At 32.8% G+C, this 19,799-nt stretch carries 20 protein-coding genes; 11 read left to right on the forward strand and 9 right to left on the reverse strand.

Annotation, left to right across the window (positions count from 1 at the left end; all coding sequences use genetic code 11):
- Positions 1-28 precede the first annotated feature (28 nt).
- The 4 genes from rpsR to OEA66_RS07955 all read right to left on the reverse strand — a co-directional run bounded on the left by rpsR (position 29) and on the right by OEA66_RS07955 (position 3,612).
- Complete coding sequence (rpsR, locus tag OEA66_RS07940) at positions 29-331, reverse strand: 30S ribosomal protein S18 (protein WP_074229140.1); 303 nt, start codon at positions 329-331, stop codon at positions 29-31.
- Between the two features lie 34 nt (positions 332-365).
- Complete coding sequence (rpsF, locus tag OEA66_RS07945) at positions 366-707, reverse strand: 30S ribosomal protein S6 (RefSeq protein ID WP_267264699.1); 342 nt, start codon at positions 705-707, stop codon at positions 366-368.
- 140 nt (positions 708-847) lie between these two features.
- Positions 848-2,170 carry a T9SS-dependent choice-of-anchor J family protein gene (locus OEA66_RS07950; protein ID WP_267280861.1) on the reverse strand — a complete coding sequence of 441 codons (1,323 nt, stop codon included), beginning with the start codon at positions 2,168-2,170 and terminating at the stop codon, positions 848-850.
- A 92-nt stretch (positions 2,171-2,262) separates the two neighbouring features.
- Positions 2,263-3,612 carry a chloride channel protein gene (locus OEA66_RS07955; RefSeq protein ID WP_267280862.1) on the reverse strand — a complete coding sequence of 450 codons (1,350 nt, stop codon included), beginning with the start codon at positions 3,610-3,612 and terminating at the stop codon, positions 2,263-2,265.
- Between the two features lie 93 nt (positions 3,613-3,705).
- On the opposite strand from OEA66_RS07955, the gene OEA66_RS07960 reads away from it, so the two are divergent.
- Complete coding sequence (locus OEA66_RS07960; RefSeq protein WP_267280863.1) at positions 3,706-4,026, forward strand: hypothetical protein; 321 nt, start codon at positions 3,706-3,708, stop codon at positions 4,024-4,026.
- Positions 4,019-4,990: a DUF2931 family protein gene (locus OEA66_RS07965; RefSeq protein ID WP_267280864.1), complete on the forward strand. Its 972-nt coding sequence runs from the start codon at positions 4,019-4,021 to the stop codon at positions 4,988-4,990. Before OEA66_RS07960 ends, OEA66_RS07965 begins: the two co-directional genes overlap by 8 nt.
- Positions 4,991-5,069: 79 nt before the next feature.
- Here the strand turns inward: OEA66_RS07965 and OEA66_RS07970 are convergent, their stop codons facing one another.
- On the reverse strand, positions 5,070-6,389 hold the full coding sequence (locus tag OEA66_RS07970; protein WP_267280865.1) for a dihydrolipoamide acetyltransferase family protein: 1,320 nt from the start codon (positions 6,387-6,389) through the stop codon (positions 5,070-5,072).
- 63 nt (positions 6,390-6,452) lie between these two features.
- Positions 6,453-7,280, reverse strand: coding sequence for an SAM hydrolase/SAM-dependent halogenase family protein (locus OEA66_RS07975; RefSeq protein WP_267280866.1), 828 nt, complete (start codon positions 7,278-7,280; stop codon positions 6,453-6,455).
- A gap of 126 nt (positions 7,281-7,406) precedes the next feature.
- Between OEA66_RS07975 and OEA66_RS07980 the strand changes: the two genes are divergently transcribed.
- From OEA66_RS07980 to OEA66_RS08010, 7 genes are all read left to right on the forward strand, one after another.
- Complete coding sequence (locus tag OEA66_RS07980) at positions 7,407-8,363, forward strand: PhoH family protein (RefSeq protein ID WP_267280867.1); 957 nt, start codon at positions 7,407-7,409, stop codon at positions 8,361-8,363.
- Positions 8,364-8,458: 95 nt separating this feature from the next.
- A complete protein-coding gene (locus tag OEA66_RS07985) occupies positions 8,459-9,127 on the forward strand; it encodes a porin family protein (protein ID WP_267280868.1) in 669 nt (222 codons plus the stop codon).
- 132 nt (positions 9,128-9,259) lie between these two features.
- A complete protein-coding gene (locus OEA66_RS07990) occupies positions 9,260-9,766 on the forward strand; it encodes a hypothetical protein (protein WP_267280869.1) in 507 nt (168 codons plus the stop codon).
- 207 nt (positions 9,767-9,973) lie between these two features.
- Positions 9,974-10,630 (forward strand): outer membrane beta-barrel protein, encoded by a 657-nt coding sequence (locus OEA66_RS07995; protein WP_267280870.1) that lies wholly within the window; start codon positions 9,974-9,976, stop codon positions 10,628-10,630.
- Positions 10,631-10,711: 81 nt separating this feature from the next.
- Positions 10,712-11,347 carry an OmpW family outer membrane protein gene (locus tag OEA66_RS08000; RefSeq protein ID WP_267280871.1) on the forward strand — a complete coding sequence of 212 codons (636 nt, stop codon included), beginning with the start codon at positions 10,712-10,714 and terminating at the stop codon, positions 11,345-11,347.
- Positions 11,348-11,464: 117 nt separating this feature from the next.
- Positions 11,465-12,535 carry a sensor histidine kinase gene (locus OEA66_RS08005; RefSeq protein WP_267280872.1) on the forward strand — a complete coding sequence of 357 codons (1,071 nt, stop codon included), beginning with the start codon at positions 11,465-11,467 and terminating at the stop codon, positions 12,533-12,535.
- Entirely contained in the window at positions 12,528-13,208 is a 681-nt protein-coding gene (locus OEA66_RS08010; protein ID WP_267280873.1) for a response regulator, read from the forward strand. The genes OEA66_RS08005 and OEA66_RS08010 overlap by 8 nt, the downstream gene beginning before the upstream one ends.
- A gap of 92 nt (positions 13,209-13,300) precedes the next feature.
- Here the strand turns inward: OEA66_RS08010 and OEA66_RS08015 are convergent, their stop codons facing one another.
- Positions 13,301-14,506: a toll/interleukin-1 receptor domain-containing protein gene (locus OEA66_RS08015; RefSeq protein ID WP_267280874.1), complete on the reverse strand. Its 1,206-nt coding sequence runs from the start codon at positions 14,504-14,506 to the stop codon at positions 13,301-13,303.
- Positions 14,507-14,693: 187 nt separating this feature from the next.
- Here OEA66_RS08015 and OEA66_RS08020 point away from each other — a divergent pair, with 187 nt between their 5' ends.
- Positions 14,694-16,637 carry a KUP/HAK/KT family potassium transporter gene (locus tag OEA66_RS08020; RefSeq protein ID WP_267280875.1) on the forward strand — a complete coding sequence of 648 codons (1,944 nt, stop codon included), beginning with the start codon at positions 14,694-14,696 and terminating at the stop codon, positions 16,635-16,637.
- A 195-nt stretch (positions 16,638-16,832) separates the two neighbouring features.
- On the opposite strand, the gene ffh is transcribed toward OEA66_RS08020, so the two are convergent.
- Entirely contained in the window at positions 16,833-18,194 is a 1,362-nt protein-coding gene (gene ffh, locus OEA66_RS08025; protein ID WP_267280876.1) for a signal recognition particle protein, read from the reverse strand.
- 136 nt (positions 18,195-18,330) lie between these two features.
- Complete coding sequence (locus OEA66_RS08030; protein ID WP_267280877.1) at positions 18,331-19,161, reverse strand: hypothetical protein; 831 nt, start codon at positions 19,159-19,161, stop codon at positions 18,331-18,333.
- Between the two features lie 215 nt (positions 19,162-19,376).
- Between OEA66_RS08030 and OEA66_RS08035 the strand changes: the two genes are divergently transcribed.
- Complete coding sequence (locus OEA66_RS08035) at positions 19,377-19,745, forward strand: hypothetical protein (RefSeq protein ID WP_267280878.1); 369 nt, start codon at positions 19,377-19,379, stop codon at positions 19,743-19,745.
- Positions 19,746-19,799 lie beyond the last annotated feature (54 nt).

The following is a 19,799-nucleotide window of genomic DNA, read 5'->3' on the forward strand; positions in this document are numbered from 1 at the left end:
ATTGCTCTCTTCTTTTATTTATTTTGTCTTATTTTAATAAGTCAGCTACGTAAGGCATCAAAGCTAAGTGTCTAGCTCTTTTGATCGCAGAAGAAACTTTTCTTTGGTATTTCAAAGAAGTTCCAGTATATCTTCTAGGTAAAATTTTACCTTGCTCGTTTACGAATTGTAATAAGAAATCAGCATCTTTGTAATCAACGTGCTTAATTCCGAATTTTTTGAATCTACAGTACTTTTTATCAGTTTTTGTGTTGATATCAAGTGGTGTAAGGAATTTTACTTCAGATTCTCCTCCAGCTGAGGCTTGTTTAGCCATATCATCTATTGCCATGTCTTGTCTTTTTTAATTTTGGGTTAATAAATAATTAAGCTCTTGAAGCCTTGATTTTAGTTCTTCTAGTTACAGCGTACTCTACAGCGTGCTTGTCTAGTTTTGTAGTAAGGTAACGAATTACTCTTTCGTCACGTTTGAATGCCAATTCTAAATCAGCAACTACAGTACCTTCACCTTTAAACTCGATTAAAGTGTAGAATCCGTTCTTTTTAAGTTGAATAGGATAAGCTAATTTTTTTAATCCCCAATTTTCTCTAGTGACAATTTCACAGTTCTTTTCTTTCAAAAGATCTACATACTTGGTCACTGCTTCCTCCACCTGAGCCTCAGATAGAACGGGAGTTAAAATGAAAACAGTTTCGTAATTGTTCATAATGTTAAATGAATTTGTTAATTATTTCGAGGTGCAAAAATATGAATTATATTTATAATACACAATGTTTTATAGATTATTTCGAAATAAAAAAGACCTGTCAAAACAGGCCTTTAGATAAAACTTAAAATAAAAAACTACTATTTTTTAATAATTTTAGAAGATTGAATTCCGTTTTCGGTTTGTGCAGTAACGATATATGTTCCTGATGTTAATCCTGAAACGTTGATGCTTGATTTTTCAGTTTCTAAAACATTTTTACCACTCAAATCATAAATCTTTACCGATTTAATTTTTGAATCTGAATTAATATTTAAAATATCAGATACCGGATTAGGGTAAGCTTTTAAGCCTGAATTTTTCTTTGCGGCTTCATTTACTGCAAGTTGAGCATCTAAAACATTTATGGTGTAATCTTCAGCCTGTCCATAAAGACTTCCTGCACATGGATCCAAAACATCATCTTCATCAAATACTTTCTTCACTCTCATTCTTGTGTTTCCAGGAAGCGCATTTGAAGGTACCGCAATAGAATGTACCGCTTGTGTTGCATCTAATCCCGTAGAACCTGTAATTGTTTGGGTTACTTCATAAACCTCTCCCGAATCATCAAGTATTCCATTTTGATTCCAGTCAATAAATACAGTGAAATAATTTGTGTAATTTCCTGCAGTGTTTCCTTTTAATGTAATGTTGTAAGATTGTCCTTGAGTAACCGTTCCAATCTGATTTAAAAAGTATTCATGGGAATTCCCTAAATATTCTTCATCATCGGATGTGTTATTAATTCCAGCAAAATTGACTAATGTAATTGGCTCATCTCCATCATCACCCCAAGTGGCATCACCAAAGAAGAGTGGTCCACAATATGAAGGTGGTGGAGCGACATAAGTATAGTCCACTTTAATGTTATCCACTAAAAGAAGAAACTTATCATTGCTATTGTTTACAAAAGCGAATCTTACATTTTGCCCAATATAAGGCGTTAAATCTGCAGCTCTGCTTGTCCAGGATGAGTTTTCGGCGGTAGTGCTGTAAAGTTGTACTGTAAAATCTGCAACTGTATTACCTCCGTTTGGTGAAAGCATCACTTTATAACCGTCACGATACGTTGCATCCTGTGCTTTTGCATCCCAATATAAAGTGGGGGAAGCTCCTGAAACAGGAATTGTAGGAGAAATTAACCAATCGTTTGAAGTTCCGGCTGGATTGTACCAAGAAGTACTCATTGCTGCGAAATTTCCTGCAGGACCTCCAAAAGAACCAGTGGTACCGGCTCTGTCAATTCTATTCCAGCCGTTGGTGATGAAGTTTACACTTGTAGCAGGAATAAGTCCATCTACGTCAATTACAGTCCATGCTGAAATTCCCTGACCACTTCCATCAAAATTCTCCTGAAATATCTGACTGAAACCAAATACAGGAATTCCTAAAAGTAATACATTGAGTAATTGTCTTTTCATAATAATTATTTTTTTGTATTCTTTGACAAGTTAAAAAAAAATAATTAACAATTCTACTTTAAGTGAGTTTTATTTTCGTTTTTAAGTAAATTTTAATTTTTTCTAATTTCTGTTAAGAAATTTATTTTCAGAACATCATAAAGAGAATGTCTACTGACTAGGATAGATGTAATCGAAGAAATCATTCCTGCCAACATTAAATGAAAAATCAAAGAATGTCTGTCTGTCATTTCTAAAACAATAATTGCGGATGTAAATGGAGCTCTTGTAATTCCCGTTAAAAAGGCAACCATTCCTCCTAAAACAACAACATTGGTTTCATTTGGAGTTAGATGTATAATTCCTGAAATGACTGACCCTATACTCGATCCGGCTGTTAAAGCGGGTGCGAAAATTCCTCCGGCGCCACCTGAAGTAAAGGATAGAGCAGGACCCAACATTCTTAAAATGGGTACATACCAATCTTCATGTTTATCTTGTGTGAAAAGTACTCGTTCGATGATTTCTTTTCCTGAACCTAAGATTTCCCGGCTTATAAAAAATGAAACGCAAGCTATAATTAATGAGCAACCAACCAAAAAGAAAACATTGGCTCGGTCTGTTTTTAAATTTCTCTTCTTCCAGTCGTTCATTTTAAGCATAATTACTGAAAGCTGACTGGCTAAAATTCCGGCAATTCCAGCAACTAAAATGATAGGAAACATCACCATTAATGAAACATCATTGGTTTTAGGATATGCTAAGTATAAATAAGATCCGGCTAAAGTTTGCGCAGTCAAACCTGCAATAATTACCGCAGTGAAAAGTGCTGTTTTAAAATAATTAATGTGTGTTTTAGAAAGTTCTTCAACTGCAAATACAATTCCTCCTAAAGGTGTGTTGAAAGCTGCTGCTAATCCTGCTGCAGCGCCGGTCATAATCATGTTTTTCTTGGAGATTTTTGGCCACCATTTTGGAAGATATTCATTCACTTTTCTGAAAATAGAACCTGCAATCTGAATGGTTGGACCTTCTCGTCCAACTGCTCCGCCACCAATAACTAAAATGACAGATGAAAGAATTTTAAATACAATAATTTTTATGCTTAAAAGACTTCTGATTTTTTTGTGTTCTTTAGGATTTGCCAATTCTACAGCAGCCATAACCTGCGGAATCCCACTTCCTTTGGCATTTGGAGCAAATTCTTTTACCAACCACCAAGATAAAACGAAACCAATTGGGGCAATAATGAAAATCATCCAGTCGTGCCAATTTAAAATAAAATGAAGCAAACTTTCACCCCAAGAAAATATTTTAGCATACATCACGGCGAAAAAACCTGTAATCACAGAGCCAATCCAAAACGGAACCGCCTGAAGCAAATTGTGTTTCAGTTGTTCGTTTCGGATGTTATCAAAGGATTTTTTTAAGCCTTTTCGAATGTAGATTAATATTCTACGCATGCTTCAAATCTAATTTAATTTTTACAGATATAAAAATCTTATTTAATAGGGCTTTTTATTTATGTTTGTTTTATTTTTTTAAATCATATTTAAATGTCTAAAATTAAGGGAAGAATTTTAGAGATTTTACAAAAAACATCTACAACTGTAATTATACTAAATGTTTTACTTGTTCTATCTCATGTCTTTTTTTTACAGCAAAACGAATTTCTAAGCAATGATTTTTTTGAAAATTATCATTATTTGATTATTTTAAACATGATTTTAATGTTTATTACGATAGCATTATCAAATAATAAAGCAGTGAGAATAGCTTATATCATTGTTTTAATTTTTCTCTTAATCTTTCTGATTATCTTTTATTTTTTTGTGCTTTGGATGACAGGATTAGCAAAAGGATTTACTCATGGTTAATAAAATTTGGAATAGTATTTTGATGATACTTGCCTTAGGTTTAATTGTAGGGATTGTTTACAATGAAATTTCTTACGATCGTTTTTCAAAATATGACTATTATCTTCACTCCACTCAGGATGATGATGTTGTAGTGGGAATTCTTGAAAATCAATTTAATATAAAAGATAATGTCGTTTCTCTCTCGAAGGGACAAAATTCTTATTTGATTGAGAAAAAATCTGTTCCCGAAAAATTACATTTGCTATGGTTTAATTACATCGATGATAAATTTTATGAGTTTAATGGAAATTTACCCTACGAAATTATCCGACAAAAAATGAAGGATTATAATGATATTTCAATAAAAATAGGAAAGAAAAATTCTTTTCAGTTTATTGTAAATGAAGATTATATATTGAATTTAAAAGCTAAAGAAGTATCAAAACCTTGGTTTAATGAAAATTACGATAGAGAACAAATAGTATTTTTTGCCCGTGATAAAAAGAAAATTATACCTTACTTAAACCTTGAAAGTGATTCTGAATTTTCAGAATTTTCATCTTATCCGGTAACTTTCTATAACTTTTCCCACCTTTCCAATGATTATGCCAATTTATTGGTAAACGGAAGACTTTTCTATAAATACGAACCTTTAGAGAAAAGTCTGAATAGATATGAACCTTTAGAGACAAGTCTGATAGAGCAGATTGATCTTAGTTTAATCAAAAAAAATAAAGCAAAGAAAGGAAGCGAAGAATATTTCAATAAAACGATCTTAAAATTGAGAATTAATTTTGATCCTGATCAGTTATATGAAATTTTAAAATCCAATCCGATAGATAAATTTGATTTGAAGATTATTGTTGATAAAAATGATAGCCTGAAAAGTATTTATTTTATGGACCAAAATAAAATGATTAAGTTAAATACAGACACAAAATACGAACAGGAATCAAAAATAGATACAGCTAAAATCAAATAAAAAACCTTCGAAAAATTCGAAGGTTTCTATATATAATATTAACAGTAAGTAAAATTACTCATTGCTAATTACTCATTACTTATATTTCAGTATTCATATCCCAATTCTGTAGATAATCGTGAACATGCTTCAACATCATTCCACCTAGAGAGCCGTCTACAACTCTGTGATCATAAGAGTGAGACATAAACATTAACTGACGAATTGCGATTACATCACCGTCTTTAGTTTCAAGAACTGCAGGTTTTTTAACGATAGCTCCGATTGCCATAATTGCAACCTGTGGTTGAGGAATAATAGGAGTTCCCATTAAATTTCCAAAACTTCCTACGTTAGAAATCGTGTATGTTGCACCTTGAGTATCTTCAGGTCTTAATTTTTTGTTTCTTGCTCTGTAAGCCAAGTCGTTGATCGCTTTTGCCAAACCTGACAATGATAGCTGATCTGCATTTTTAATAACTGGAACAATAAGATTTCCATCTGGTAAAGCTGTTGCCATACCGATATTGATGTTTTTCTTTTTGATGATATTGTCACCGTTGATCGAAACATTGATCATTGGGAAATCTTGAATAGCTTTTACGATCGCTTTTACAAAAATTGGCATGAAAGTCAGTTTTTCACCTTCACGTTTTTCGAACATATCTTTGTTCTTCGCTCTCCATTTTACAACGTTGGTTACGTCAGTTTCGATGAAAGAAGTTACGTGAGGAGCAATTTGTTTTGCTTTCACCATGTTTTCAGCGATAATCTTTCTCATTCTATCCATAGGAATGATTTCGTCACCCGCAGAAGTAGAAATAGTTGTAGCCGGAGTTGGACTTGCAACAGCTTTTGGAGCTGGAACTGAAACCGCTTGTTGTACCGGTGCAGTTTGTGGAGTTGGTTGATTTCCTCTGTTGGCAACGTGAGCTAAAATATCTTCTTTTGTAATTCTTCCTTCTAAACCGTTTCCTTTAATAGTTTTTAGTTCAGATTCAGAAATGTTTTCTTGTTGAGCGATAGATTTTACAAGTGGAGAAAGGTATAAATCTCCCGAAAATTCTACATGAGAGGTTGCAGTTGGGTTCAAAGGCTCTTCAATTGCCTTGATTGTTTCTGCATCAGGAGTTGAAGTTTCAGTTTTTACCTCTTCTGAAGCTGTACTTCCGCCTTCTCCTTCAATTTCTAAAATAGCGATGGCTTCACCTACTTTTGCAACTTCGTCTTTCTGTTTAAGGATTTTTACGATTTTCCCCGAAACCGGTGTCGGAACGTCTGAATCTACTTTATCCGTCGCAATTTCTACTACCGAATCATCTTCCTTTACCTGGTCGCCTTCATTGAATAACCAAGTGATAACTGTAGCTTCCATCACGCCTTCACCCATCGAAGGAAGCAATAATTTGTATTCTGCCATTTTTAAATTTTAGATTTTGACAAATATATAAAAAAAATCGGTTTTTTTATGAAATAGATAATTTTAGAAAAATTCAATGTAAATATTTTCTCCCACGTTCAGTCCGAAAAGGGTTTTTGCGCCGTTCTTTTTGCTGCCTTTGTAAATGGTTAATTCCAATTGGTCGCTGTCGTTGAAGATCGCTGCAGATTGCCCGTGATATTCGGTTTCTCTTTCCCAATCGGCTACAACTTCGGTATGGCTTGAATAGATTTTTGAAAGACTTAAATTCCTGAATTTGATGGTAAAACTCTCAAAACCTTTCGCCAAAGTCTCAAAAGAATCTTTATTGATATTCGAAATTATGTTTCCGAAATTATCAATGTACATTACTTCACCAATAATCATTTTTTCAGACTCATTATAAACCGGTTTCGGGAATAAAAGCTGCTTTACGGAATCTATTTTTCGCCCGATAACTTCCGGAAGTCCACCGTTTGCCAAATGCACCGCAACAGGAACAAAAACATCAGTAGAAGTGAAGTTTACAATATCGTCAAAACGATTGTTTAAAGTGATTTCGTAGATGGCTTCAGGTTTAATGTCAAAAAAAATTAAACTTAAAATTCCGTTGTCAGCCGCCAAAAAGTAATGTCCGTCTGCTTTGTAAAGAATATTTTTTCTTGATTTATGAAAAAAACTGTCTACAGAAACAATATGAATGGTTCCTTTCGGGAAATATTGATAAGCATTTCTTACAATATAAGACGCTTGAATCAGGTTATATGCCTGAATATCATGGGTAATATCAACGCTGTTAACTTCAGGATTCAAAGACAGGATTTTTCCTTTCATAGCCGAAACTCTGTAGTCTAATCGTCCGAAATCTGAAGTGAGGGTAATAATTGACATGAATAAAAGAGATAGAATTGCAAATTTATCTAAAATAAAAGGAAAGAAACGGCTATTGTGGAAAAGAATTTGATTTAAAATTAAAAAAAAACTTCTAAATTTAAAATCTAAAATAAAAATATTTGCATGTTTGAATTAACGTATGAATTAGAAGATATTGATGCCAAAAATTTCTACGGAGTTAATAACCAATATTTCAATTTAATAAAATCGAGCTTTCCGACACTTAAAATCACGGGTCGTGATCATTTTGTCTTTGCGATGGGAAATCAGGAGGCTTTAGACATATTTAAACAAAAGCTAGACGATATTGTTTCGTTTATTTCCAAGAACAATTCTATAGGATTAAAAGATGTTGAAAACTTCCTCAACCTTAAGGATGAGAATGAAAAGCATTTGGTTTTTGATCAGGACATTATCGTAAAAGGTGTTAACGGAAAAATTATTAAAGCTAAAACAACCAACCTTAAAAAACTCGTAAAAGAGAGCGAGAAAAAAGACATGGTTTTTGCAATCGGACCAGCCGGAACAGGAAAAACATACACCAGTGTTGCTTTGGCAGCGCGAGCTTTGAGAGATAAAGAGGTTAAAAGAATTGTCTTAACAAGACCTGCTGTTGAAGCCGGAGAAAGTCTTGGTTTTTTACCGGGAGATCTTAAAGAAAAGCTTGATCCGTATTTGCAGCCTTTATATGATGCACTTCGTGATATGATTCCTCATGAGAAACTGGAAGGTTTTATGGAGAAAAAAGTAATTGAAGTAGCTCCTTTGGCTTTTATGAGAGGTAGGACTTTGGATGATGCTTTTGTAATTTTGGATGAAGCTCAAAATACAACTCATGCTCAAATGAAAATGTTTTTAACGAGAATGGGGATGAATGCTAAATTTATAATTACGGGAGATCCTACTCAGATTGATTTACCTCCAAAACAACATTCTGGTTTGAAGGAAGCGATGAGAATCTTGAAAGACGTAAAAGAAATTGGATTTGTATATTTAAATGAAGAAGATGTCGTAAGACATCCTGTTGTAAAGAAAATTATTTTGGCTTACAACGAAGAAGACAAGCGTAATAAAGAATAATTTCAAAAAAGTTTAAAGAAATTTTAAAAACATTTTTTAGTTCTGTAAAAAGTGATATATTTGGACTCTTAAAATTTGTTAAAAAACTTTAAATTATGAAAAAAATATTACTTATTGCTTCTGTTGCTGTAATGGGAATGAGTGTACATGCGCAAGAATTTAGATTTGGACCTAAAGTAGGTTTCGCAATGTCAACACTTAAAATTGATGAGAATCAGGATGATCTAGGTAAAAGAAGTATGGACCCTAAATACACTTTCTATGTAGGAGGTATGGCAGAATATAAAATCAATGATAATTTTGGTTTTCAGGGGGAGATTTTGTATTCTCCGCTTGGAGGAAAAGAAAAAATTGACGGAATAAATGCAGGAGTACTTTTTGTAGGTGAGCAAACTAAAGTTAATTTAGGAACTGTTTTAGTACCAATTTCAGCAAAATACTTTATTACAGAAGGTTTTTCGGTTGCTGCAGGTGCAAACTTTGGAATCATTCTTACAGCGAAGCAAAAAACTGTAATTGGTTCTGATTTTGTAAGCATAGATATAGAAGATGAAAACGGTTCTGGTGAAGTAGATATTAAAAAGGATATCAAAAAATTAAACCTTGCTCCATTTGTAGGTGTTGAATATATGCTGGAAAACGGACTTTTCTTCGATGCAAGATACAGCTTAGGAGTTTCTAATCTTTCTAATGATGGAAGTGGAGGTAAAATAACTAATAGCTTCGCACAAGTTGGTGTAGGTTTCAAATTTGGAGGGAACTAAAAAATTATTAATCAAAAGATTATAAAGCAAGGCAATTTTTGTCTTGCTTTTTTTATTTAATTAAAATTCCTGCGGCATTGTGTTTGCTATACAAGAAAATCATTGAGTTAATAACATATTTAAATTATTAAAATGAAAAAATTACTATTACTAGGTGCTTTTGCACTGTTAGGAGGAGTTTCGCAAGCGCAGACAGGTTTTAAATTGGGTGGTCATATTGGTGCTCCTGTAGGTGATGCTTCAAGTGTTTCGTCTTTTACTTTAGGTGTTGATGCCGCTTACATGTGGAATGTTACAAAGGGTTTAGATGTAGGTATTGCTTCCGGATATTCGCATTTTTTTGGTAAAGACAGATGGGAGGATTTTGGATTTATTCCTTTGGCGGCTTCCGGAAAATACAGATTTAATGGTCTTCCGCTTTTCGTAGGTCTGGATTTGGGAGGAGCAATATCTACTAAAGATGGTATTGATAGTGGTATTTATGTATATCCAAAGGTAGGATTTCAGTTGCCGAAAGCAGAATTATACTTAGGTTACCAAAATATCGGAAGTGAAAGAGGAGATTGGGAAAGAAGAGACAGAAGAGTTGATTCTAATTTTGGTGCTATTAATTTAGGTGTGAATTTCTTTTTGAAATAAATAGTTAAGCAATAATAATGGGCTCTGATTGAAAAATCAGAATTTTTTTATGTTAATTTTTGAAAAAATAGCATTTATATCTCTTATGTGCGATTTCTAAATGATAAAACATAATATTCATGAGTGATATTAATCACATTAAGAAATTTTAATATTGAAAATTACCCTTATAAATTTGCACTCAAGAAAGTATAAAATTATTATAAAATGAAAAAATTATTAGTAGCTAGTGCTGTTGCACTTTTCGGTTTATCTAATGCACAAATCGCTAAAGGAACTGTTTATTTATCAGGTACTGCAGGTTATTCTCAAGTAGAGACTAACAACGGAAACTTGAAAACTGAAGAATTGAACATTGTTCCTACAGCAGGATTTTTCGTAGCACCAAACTTAGCAGTAGGTTTAGGGGTAGGTTTCCAAACTGTAAAAAACACTACAATTTCTACTACAACAACTCCATTATCTACAACAGTAAACACTGCTGAAGAAAAATACCCTGCATTTGTTGTAGCTCCTTTCGCTAGAAAATACTGGACTTTGTCTGACAAATTGTATTTCTTCGGTCAGTTAGCTGTACCAATGGCATTTGGAAAAGCTGAATCTGAGGTTTCTTCTGTAACTACAACTGGAACTGTTACATCTAGTTCTTCTATTTCTACTGAAGCTAAATACACTTCAATCGGAGTAACTGTAAAGCCAGGTTTAGATTATTTCTTAAACAAAAACTGGACTATTGAAGCTACAATCGGAGAATTCGGTTACAACAACTTCAAACCAAAAGAAGGTGATGCTACAAACAACTATAGCTTCGGTTTAAACCTAGCTAACGTAGGTATCGGTGTTAAATATGTTTTCGCTAAATAATTAGTAAACATAAATAAATCTAAATCCTGAGAATTTTTCTCAGGATTTTTTTTATTTTTGCAGACTCAAATATCAATAACTATGAAAAAATCATTATTAGTGGGTGCAATTGCACTTTTCGGGCTTTCAAATGCTCAAATGACTAAAGGAGACTGGGTAATCAGCGGAAACACAGGAATGGGTTTTAATAATGTGAATACAACCTACAAAGCAGATGGACAAACTGAAGACGGTCCTAAAGTAAGTACATTTTCTGTAACTCCATCTGTAGGATATTTTGTTATCGACAAATTAGCCGTAGGAATTGACCTTGGTTTTACAACAGCTACAACGAAGTATGAAGGTTTAAAAGCAACAGTTTCTAGCTTAACGGTAATGCCTACTGCAACGTATTATTTTACAAACGATTCTAAATTTGTTCCTTTCTTGGGAGCTGGAATAGGTTATGCGTCTGTAAAAAACAAAGAGTCTATAGATTTTATGGGAGTTTCAGAATCTGAAGAAATGACAACTGACGGTTTAGCTTGGAAAGTAAAAGGAGGAATTACTTATATGGCAACTCAGTCATTGGGTATTAACCTGGGAGTTTCTTACGATCAGTTCTCAAACAAAGAGACTTATTTCGGAACAGAAGTTAAAACGAATGTAAAAACTTTTGGAGCAAACATCGGTTTCTCATATTTCATCAAGTCTAAAAGTCAAAAATCAGATAAATAATATTTGATTTAATTTGAATATCAATCCTGAGATTATTTCTCGGGATTTTTTTGTTTAAAAGTTTTATAAAATCTTTATATCTAAATAACTAATTTTGATTTTCTTTTTCAGCGAAACTTGAAAACTTCCGAAACAAAAAAATACCGACAATATATATTAAGTGCGCTTTCTGTACTCACCGTTTCTGTGCTTTGTTTTTTGATACGAAATGAAATCAACTACAGAGTTTCAGCATTGATACTTTTATTGACAGTTTCAGTCATTGCAATGCTTTTTGATATTTTTCCGGTGCTTTTAGCAGCTTTTTTAAGTGCACTGATCTGGAATTTTCTTTTTATTGAGCCTCAATTTACTCTGGAAATTCGAAGTACTGAAGATCTTTTAATGTTTCTCTCTTACTTTTTTGTTGCTTTATTAAATGCTGTTTTAACCTTTAAAATAAGACAGGCCGAGCGAAAAGCCAGGGATAAAGAAGAAAAAGAACAAACCATAAAACTTTACAACACCCTTTTAAACTCACTTTCTCACGAATTGAGAACCCCAATTGCCACAATTTTAGGAACTGTTGATACATTAAAAGACTCCAATGAAAAACTAAATCCTACACAACGATTGGATTTATTTAATGATATTGACATTGCAACCGTCCGCCTCAACCGACAAGTGGAAAATATTCTCAACATGAGCCGCATTGAAAGCGGAATTTTAAAGCCAAAATCAGATTGGTGCGATATGAATGAACTGATAAATTCTGTTATTCAGAAAATCGAAAATTGTAATGGTCATCAATTAAATTATAACGTTGATGAAAATCTTCCCCTTTTTAAATTGGATATAGGTTTTACCGAACAGATTTTGCTCAATCTTTTGCATAATGCCGTTCAATACACTCCACCAAATTCAATTATAGCAATTAAAATTTCCCACGAATCTGAAAACTGCAAAATCATTATCTCAGACAACGGAAACGGAATACCGGAAAGTGAACATCAATTAATTTTCGATAAATTCCGAAGACTTCCTGAAAGCAAAACTGGTGGAAGCGGATTAGGATTGTCCATCGTAAAAGGCTTTACAGAAGCTCAAAATGGAACAATTTTCCTTCGGAATAATACTCCTAACGGAACAGTTTTTACGATTGAAATTCCTGCAGAAACCTCTTATATAAACCATCTGAAAAATGAATAAGTACGAAATTTTGGTCGTCGATGATGAAGTACAAATCAGAAAACTGCTTCAGATTACTTTGGAAAGCAATGATTATAAAGTTCGTCTCGCAACTACGGGAAAAGAAGCGCAAATTTCAGCAGCCAATCATCCACCCGAGCTGATTATTCTCGACCTCGGACTCCCCGATAAAAGTGGTCATATCGTACTGAAAGAACTTCGGGAATGGTACAATAAATCAATTATTATTCTTTCGGTCATTGATAACGAAGAAGATATTGTTTCGGCTTTGGATAATGGTGCTACAGACTATTTAACGAAGCCTTTCCGCACTGCTGAACTCATGGCAAGAATTCGTTCTGCCATCCGAAGAAACAGCACTGAAAACGACGAGTCCAACATCAAAATTGGAGAACTGGAAATTGATATCATTTCCCGAACCGCTAAAAAGAATAATGAAGTACTGAAACTGACTTCCACAGAATTTAATTTACTTTCTCTTTTTGCCCGAAATGAAGGCAGGGTTTTAACGCATCAATTTATTTTAAAAGAAATCTGGGGCGTCGGTTTTCAGACCGAAACTCAATATTTACGCGTTTTTGTCGGAACTTTGCGTAAGAAAATTGAAGACAATCCCAATCATCCGAAGTATATTGTGACGGAAAGTGGAGTGGGGTATCGGTTTGGGAAGTGAAATAGAATTATAAATGACTCTATAATTTATAAATTTTTCCAATAATATATAATCAAAAAAATAGGAACAAAATAAGATCTTAATTTATTAAACTATCCCTTATTACTTTTTAACAATATTTCTATCATTTCTTTATAGTAACCTTCCTTGTCTAATTCATTTACTTTTAAATAATATTCATTTCCTAATTCAATATTCCCTTTATCAACTTTAAGATAATTAGCATACATTAAAATTGCAGGTATGTAATTTTGATTTACAGATATTTGGACATGCTTTATGAATTTTGATTTATCTTTTAAACGATAGATGCTGGCTAGGTTACTGTGTGCTTTGTAATTATTTGCATCAAATTTTAGAATACTTTCATTAATTTCTATGGCCTTATCAATATTTTTAAAATGGTTTTTATATAATACACCTAAATTTAATAATGGCATTTCAGCAAATGGATCAGCTAAAATTGCATTTTCATATGCATATTTAGCTTCATCATAATTACAATATTGTATTTCATAAACCTGTCCCAAGTTATTCCAAGCAGAGACATTTAGATTATTAAGTTCAATGGCTTTTTTGTAATTCTCCACAGCTTTTTCTTTCTGTTTTAAATCTTTATACGCTGTAGCTTTTATACCGTAGCAAAAAGAATTTTCGAATTTATAGGTTTTAATAAACTTATTAATTTTACTTAATTTTTTATTTGGATTTTTTTCAATCTCAATAGGAATTAATTGTAATAATTTCTCATCGTCTGGTTGTATTTTTACTTTATCTAATAATTCTTTATATGAGTTAGAAAATAATTTTGAAGGTGTTATAACAAGTATATCCTTTAATTTTGTAAGAAATGAATCAATATTTTGAGTGATAATTTTAATGTTTTTAAGTTCTTCTAATGATGAAATAGCATTCGTAATATCAATGTCTGCTATGCTTTGCGAAATAACTTTATCTTTTTCTTGCCAATATTTTACATATTCAATTCTATCAATTATATCATAATATTTCGCATCGATATTGATTGGTAAAATTTTGTTCCAAATTGATTTTTCATCTTTTAGTAACTGCATAACCTCAAACATACAATTTACAGATTTAAGATAATCTTTAGAAATTAATAAAATTGAGTATTTTGAATCTCTTATTTTAAACATAAAATCTTTTAAACTATCCTTGTATTTTACTTCATGATTATCTTTAAGAATTTTTAAACCTATTAAAGTTAATTCTGAATAAATTTTATCAGCAATATCTTTATTATTCCATGAATAAGATATAAAAATGTCATGATCCATAAAGTGTTTTAATTTTATGTAATAATTAAAGTTAAAATTATCATTTTTTTGCTAAATGAACAACTTATAATTCATTGTTTTTTGAAATCTTTATCTTTATAAAATCTTTATACAACCCACCCAAAACTTTACATTTTACCAACAGATTTCAGAGCAATTTTGTACCTGAAAATTAAATGTAAAATTTGTGAAAACAGACATTAAACAAAAAGTTACGCTCGCTTCGTTGGTGGTAGCTTTGGGAATTATTTATGGCGATATCGGTACAAGTCCGTTGTATACTTTTAAAGCGATTATCGGGGAAAGAAACATCAGTGAAATATTGGTTTTAGGCGGAGTTTCCTGCATTTTCTGGACTTTGGTTCTACAAACATCTGTAAAATATGTCTGGCTCACCTTGAAAGCCGATAACCAAGGCGAAGGCGGAATTTTCTCCCTTTATTCTTTAGTCAGAAGATATGGTAAAAAAATGGTGATTCCCACGATGATTGGTGCAGCTGCATTGTTAGCTGACGGAATTATCACACCCGCCGTTTCGGTGACTTCGGCAATTGAAGGTTTGGGAATTATCAAAGGAGTAGAACACGTTCCCGTTGTCCCGATTGTGATTGCGGTCATTTCTCTCATTTTCTTTTTGCAGCGTTTCGGAACTCAGAATGTCGGTCGGGCTTTTGGCCCAATTATGATGGTTTGGTTTACGGTTTTGCTGGTTTTGGGAGTAAGTCAGATTGTGCATTATCCATCGGTGATCAAGGCTTTAAATCCGTATTACGCTTACGAACTTTTATCGCAGTATCCTAAAGGTTTTTGGCTTTTGGGAGCGGTATTTTTGTGTACGACCGGAGCGGAAGCTTTGTACTCAGATTTGGGGCATTGCGGAAGAGAAAATATCAGAATTACCTGGGGATTTGTAAAAGTTTGCCTGATTGTGAATTATCTCGGACAGGCATCTTGGCTTCTTCATCAGGGAAGTCCTTTATTAGAAGGTAGAAATCCGTTTTTTGAAATGATGCCTTCATGGTTTTTGATTCCGGGAGTGATTGTTTCTACTTTGGCAGCAATTGTGGCTTCTCAGGCTTTGATTAGTGGCTCATTTACTTTAATCAATGAAGCCATTAACTTAAATTTCTGGCAAAGAGTAGCGATAAAACAACCTACCGAAACGAAAGGACAAATTTATATTCCGAGTGTAAATAATCTGTTATGGATAGGTTGCGTTCTCGTTGTTTTGTATTTTCAAACGTCTTCAAGAATGGAAGCTGCGTACGGTTTAGCCATTACTTTAGCGATGATGATGACCACATTTTTGCTTTCCTATTTCTTAATTTATAAATTGAAATGGAATAAAATTTTTGTCTTTTCATTGCTCTTAGTTTTTGCGATTATTGAAATTTCATTTTTTATAGCCAATTTGGTTAAATTCCAGGAAGGCGGTTATATCACGGTTTTTGTCGGTGGAATCTTTTTTATGGTGATGTACGTCAGTTATTTTGGTCGAAAAATCAACAACCGGTACACCAAATTTACAGACCTAGGAAAGTTTGCCAATCAGATTGTAGATTTAAGTCACGATACCGAAATTCCTAAATATACAACGCATCTTATTTATTTAACGAAAGCAGATAGAAGAGATCAGATTGAAGAAAAGATTATCAACTCTATTTTTGATAAAAAGCCTAAAAGAGCCGATGTGTATTGGTTTTTCCATATCAACCGCACCAATCATCCTTATACTTTAGATTATGAAGTTTCTGAATTGGTTGATGATAAAGTTATAAAAATTGTCCTGAATATCGGCTTTAGAATTCAGCCAAGAACTGAACTGTATTTCGAGAAAATTATTGATGATTTAATTGCTAATAAAGAGCTCAATCTCCACCTCAGAAACAACGGGACTACAAAGTATAATCCCACCATTGACTTTAAATTTATTTTACTGGAAAAATTTCTTTCCGTTGAAAACGAATTTGCTTTAAAAGAAGGAATTATCCTCAATTCTTATTTCTTCCTAAAACGTTTCGGGCAGAAAGATGAAGATGCTTTCGGGTTGGATAGAAATGATGTTTTGGTAGAGCATATTCCTTTGGTTTATCAGCCTATACAGGTTTTAAATTTAGAAAGGAAAGCTTAATGTTTTTGAACCATTAAGAGATTTAAGAAGTTGAAAATTATTAAGTTGAGATTGGCTTTAAGTTTCAATTTTCTCAAAGAAAATATTGATTTTCTTAATTAATTTTAACAACTTAAGAATTCTTAATAATTTAAATTATAAACAAAAAAACTCTCAGAATAATCTGAGAGTTTATATTTATAGAAATCTGTTCAATTATTTTCCGAACATTCCACCCATTCCTGGCATATTTGGCATTTTGCTCATCATCTGCATCATCTGTTTTCCTTGAGGTCCCTGCATCATCTTCATCATTTTTCCCATTTGGTCAAATTGTTTCATTAATGCGTTTACATCTTCAATTTTTCTTCCTGCTCCTTTCGCAATTCTGTTTTTTCTCTGAGTATTGATAATAGAAGGTCTTCTTCTTTCATCCGGAGTCATAGAATGGATGATTGCTTCAATATGTTTAAATGCATCATCACTAATTTCAACATCTTTAATGGCTTTTCCAACTCCCGGGATCATTCCCATCAAGTCTTTCATATTCCCCATTTTTTTGATCTGATTGATTTGCTTTAAGAAATCATCAAAACCAAATTCGTTTTTAGCGATTTTTTTGTGAAGTTTTTTTGCTTCTTCTTCGTCAAATTGCTCCTGAGCTCTTTCTACTAAGGAAACAACGTCTCCCATTCCTAAAATTCTGTCGGCCATCCTTTCCGGGTAGAAAAGGTCTAAAGCTTCCATTTTCTCACCTGTAGAAATGAATTTAATTGGCTTTTCAACTACTGAACGAATTGTAAGAGCAGCTCCACCACGAGTATCACCGTCTAATTTCGTTAAAACAACTCCGTCAAAATTTAAAGTATCATTGAAGGCTTTTGCCGTATTTACCGCATCCTGACCTGTCATTGAATCTACTACGAAAAGTGTTTCATTTGGTTGAATGGTTGTATGAACAACTTTAATTTCGTTCATCATCTGCTCATCAATCGCCAAACGACCTGCTGTATCGACGATTACAATATCGTGACCGTTTGATTTTGCAAAAGCAATCGCATTTTTAGCAATACTTGCAGGATCTACAGAACCTTCCTCCGTGAAAACCGGAACTCCGATTTGTCCACCAAGAACTTTCAACTGATCAATTGCAGCAGGACGATAAACGTCACAAGCCACCAATAAAGGCTTTTTTGTTCTTTTCGTTTTTAAATAATTAGCAAGCTTTCCGGAAAAAGTTGTTTTACCAGAACCTTGAAGACCGGCAATCAAAATAACAGAAGGTTTTCCTGAAAGATTAATTCCTTCCTGAGAACCACCCATTAAATCTACCAACTCGTCGTGAACGATTTTCGTCATCAACTGTCCCGGAGTAAGCGAAGTAAGAACGTTTTGTCCTAAAGCTTTATCCTGAACTCTTTTGGTAAGATCTTTAGCAACTTTATAGTTAACATCGGCATCTACCAATGCTCTACGAATCTCTTTTACGGTTTCCGCAACGTTGATTTCAGTAATTTTTCCACGTCCGGAAATATTATGAAGGGCTTTGTCTAATTTATCCTGTAAACTATTAAACATATTAATTGTAAATTATAGTGTGCAAAAATAGGGAATTTCATTCAGCTATAAAAGCGGTATTGAATGTTTTTGGTTTGCAATGTCTTAGAATGATTTGTAGAACATCATTTTTCCATTGAGATTTTTCATTTTATTATTAATTTGTTACCAAGAGATTTCTTGCGGCTTTTTCGCTGCATTTTTGATATTTTGAGTATGCTTTTGCGGCTCTTGTTCTGATTTGTTCGTTGTTTTCATTCAATACATAACCTGAAATTGCATCATGTAAAGTGTATGCTTCCGGGCTCATCAATCCCGTTGTCCAAACCAAAGGATTTACATTAGATTTTGCTAAATGTGGTGCAAAATATTTCTTGCTGTAACACGCCAGAATGATGACGTCACGTTTTTCTTTATCTGTGTTTTCGAAAGTTTCGTTGAGCTGGAAGTCCATTAAACCATCGTGTCCTATATAAGCTAATAATTTTGAATTTCCGCCGATTCCGATTGTAGTTTTTCCTATCTTTAATGTGTCCTTAGATTTTCCGGAGCTGCTGTTGAGAAAATCAATGGTAGATTCTTTGATGAATTTGCCATCATAGGCATCGGCAACCAAATAGAAATTTTTTGTGACGTGTTTGAAAATAATTCTTTCTAATTTTTCAGATTTTAATTTTCTACTTTCTATCAATTTCCATTCTTTACTTTTTTTGAAATAAGAACGTACTCCAAAAGCGCAACCCCAGTATAGATTATTATCTGGGTCTTGTCCGTTTCCAATTTTTTCAGGAACCGGAACAATTCCCTGGTATTTATTATCACATAAGGCTACAAAAATGTGAATAGTTTTGGTATCAGAATTAAAAGAAATATTTTTCTTTTCTGCAGATTTATTTTTTGAAGTTAATGTTTTACTCTGTGTCTCATTACTACAAGCCAGGAATAGTAAACTTAAAAATAATAAGGGAAAGTGGAGGAGTTTCATCATTTTGTGAGAGGTTTGATTTTGAGTGATTATTTCAAATGTTCTTTAATCTTATTTTATGTCTTTCTCAAATATATAAAATTTAATGCATTAAATTAAAGCAGTGTTAGGCAATGATTCTATTCATGTGCAGAAATTCATTTTGTAAAGAAGCGTACATTTTTAAATTTTAAAATGTCGTTAACTGATATTGATAAATTTTGGTAGTTTTGCAGCCAATGGAAAAATTGATTGTTGTTTTAAAAGGATTAGGAATTTTTTTGCTGATGTCTGCTGTATTATTTATTGTACAATGGCAATTGGCAGAAAAAAATGTGTTGGTGCTCAATTATAAAATCCATTTTCTAATATTTTTTGTTACGCTTATCAGTTTATTAACGATTTTAATTGTTTTTGCCCTTGGAAAAAAGAATGTCATAGGGTTTATTTTCCTTGGGTTTGTCGTTTTTAAATTTTTCGCAATGGGTTATATTGCTGTATTTCAGAAAGAATTTAGGTTGAATATTGTGCCTTACTTCGTTCTGTATTGGATCTACCTATTAATCGAAGTAGTTTTTGTTTTAAAATTAGTTAAAAAACAAGACTAATATCATGTAATATAAAATTGAAGAATAACTAAAAATCGAATAAAAATTTATATT

This window comes from Chryseobacterium luquanense (assembly GCF_026460945.1).
GTDB classification, from domain to species: Bacteria; Bacteroidota; Bacteroidia; order Flavobacteriales; family Weeksellaceae; genus Chryseobacterium; species Chryseobacterium luquanense.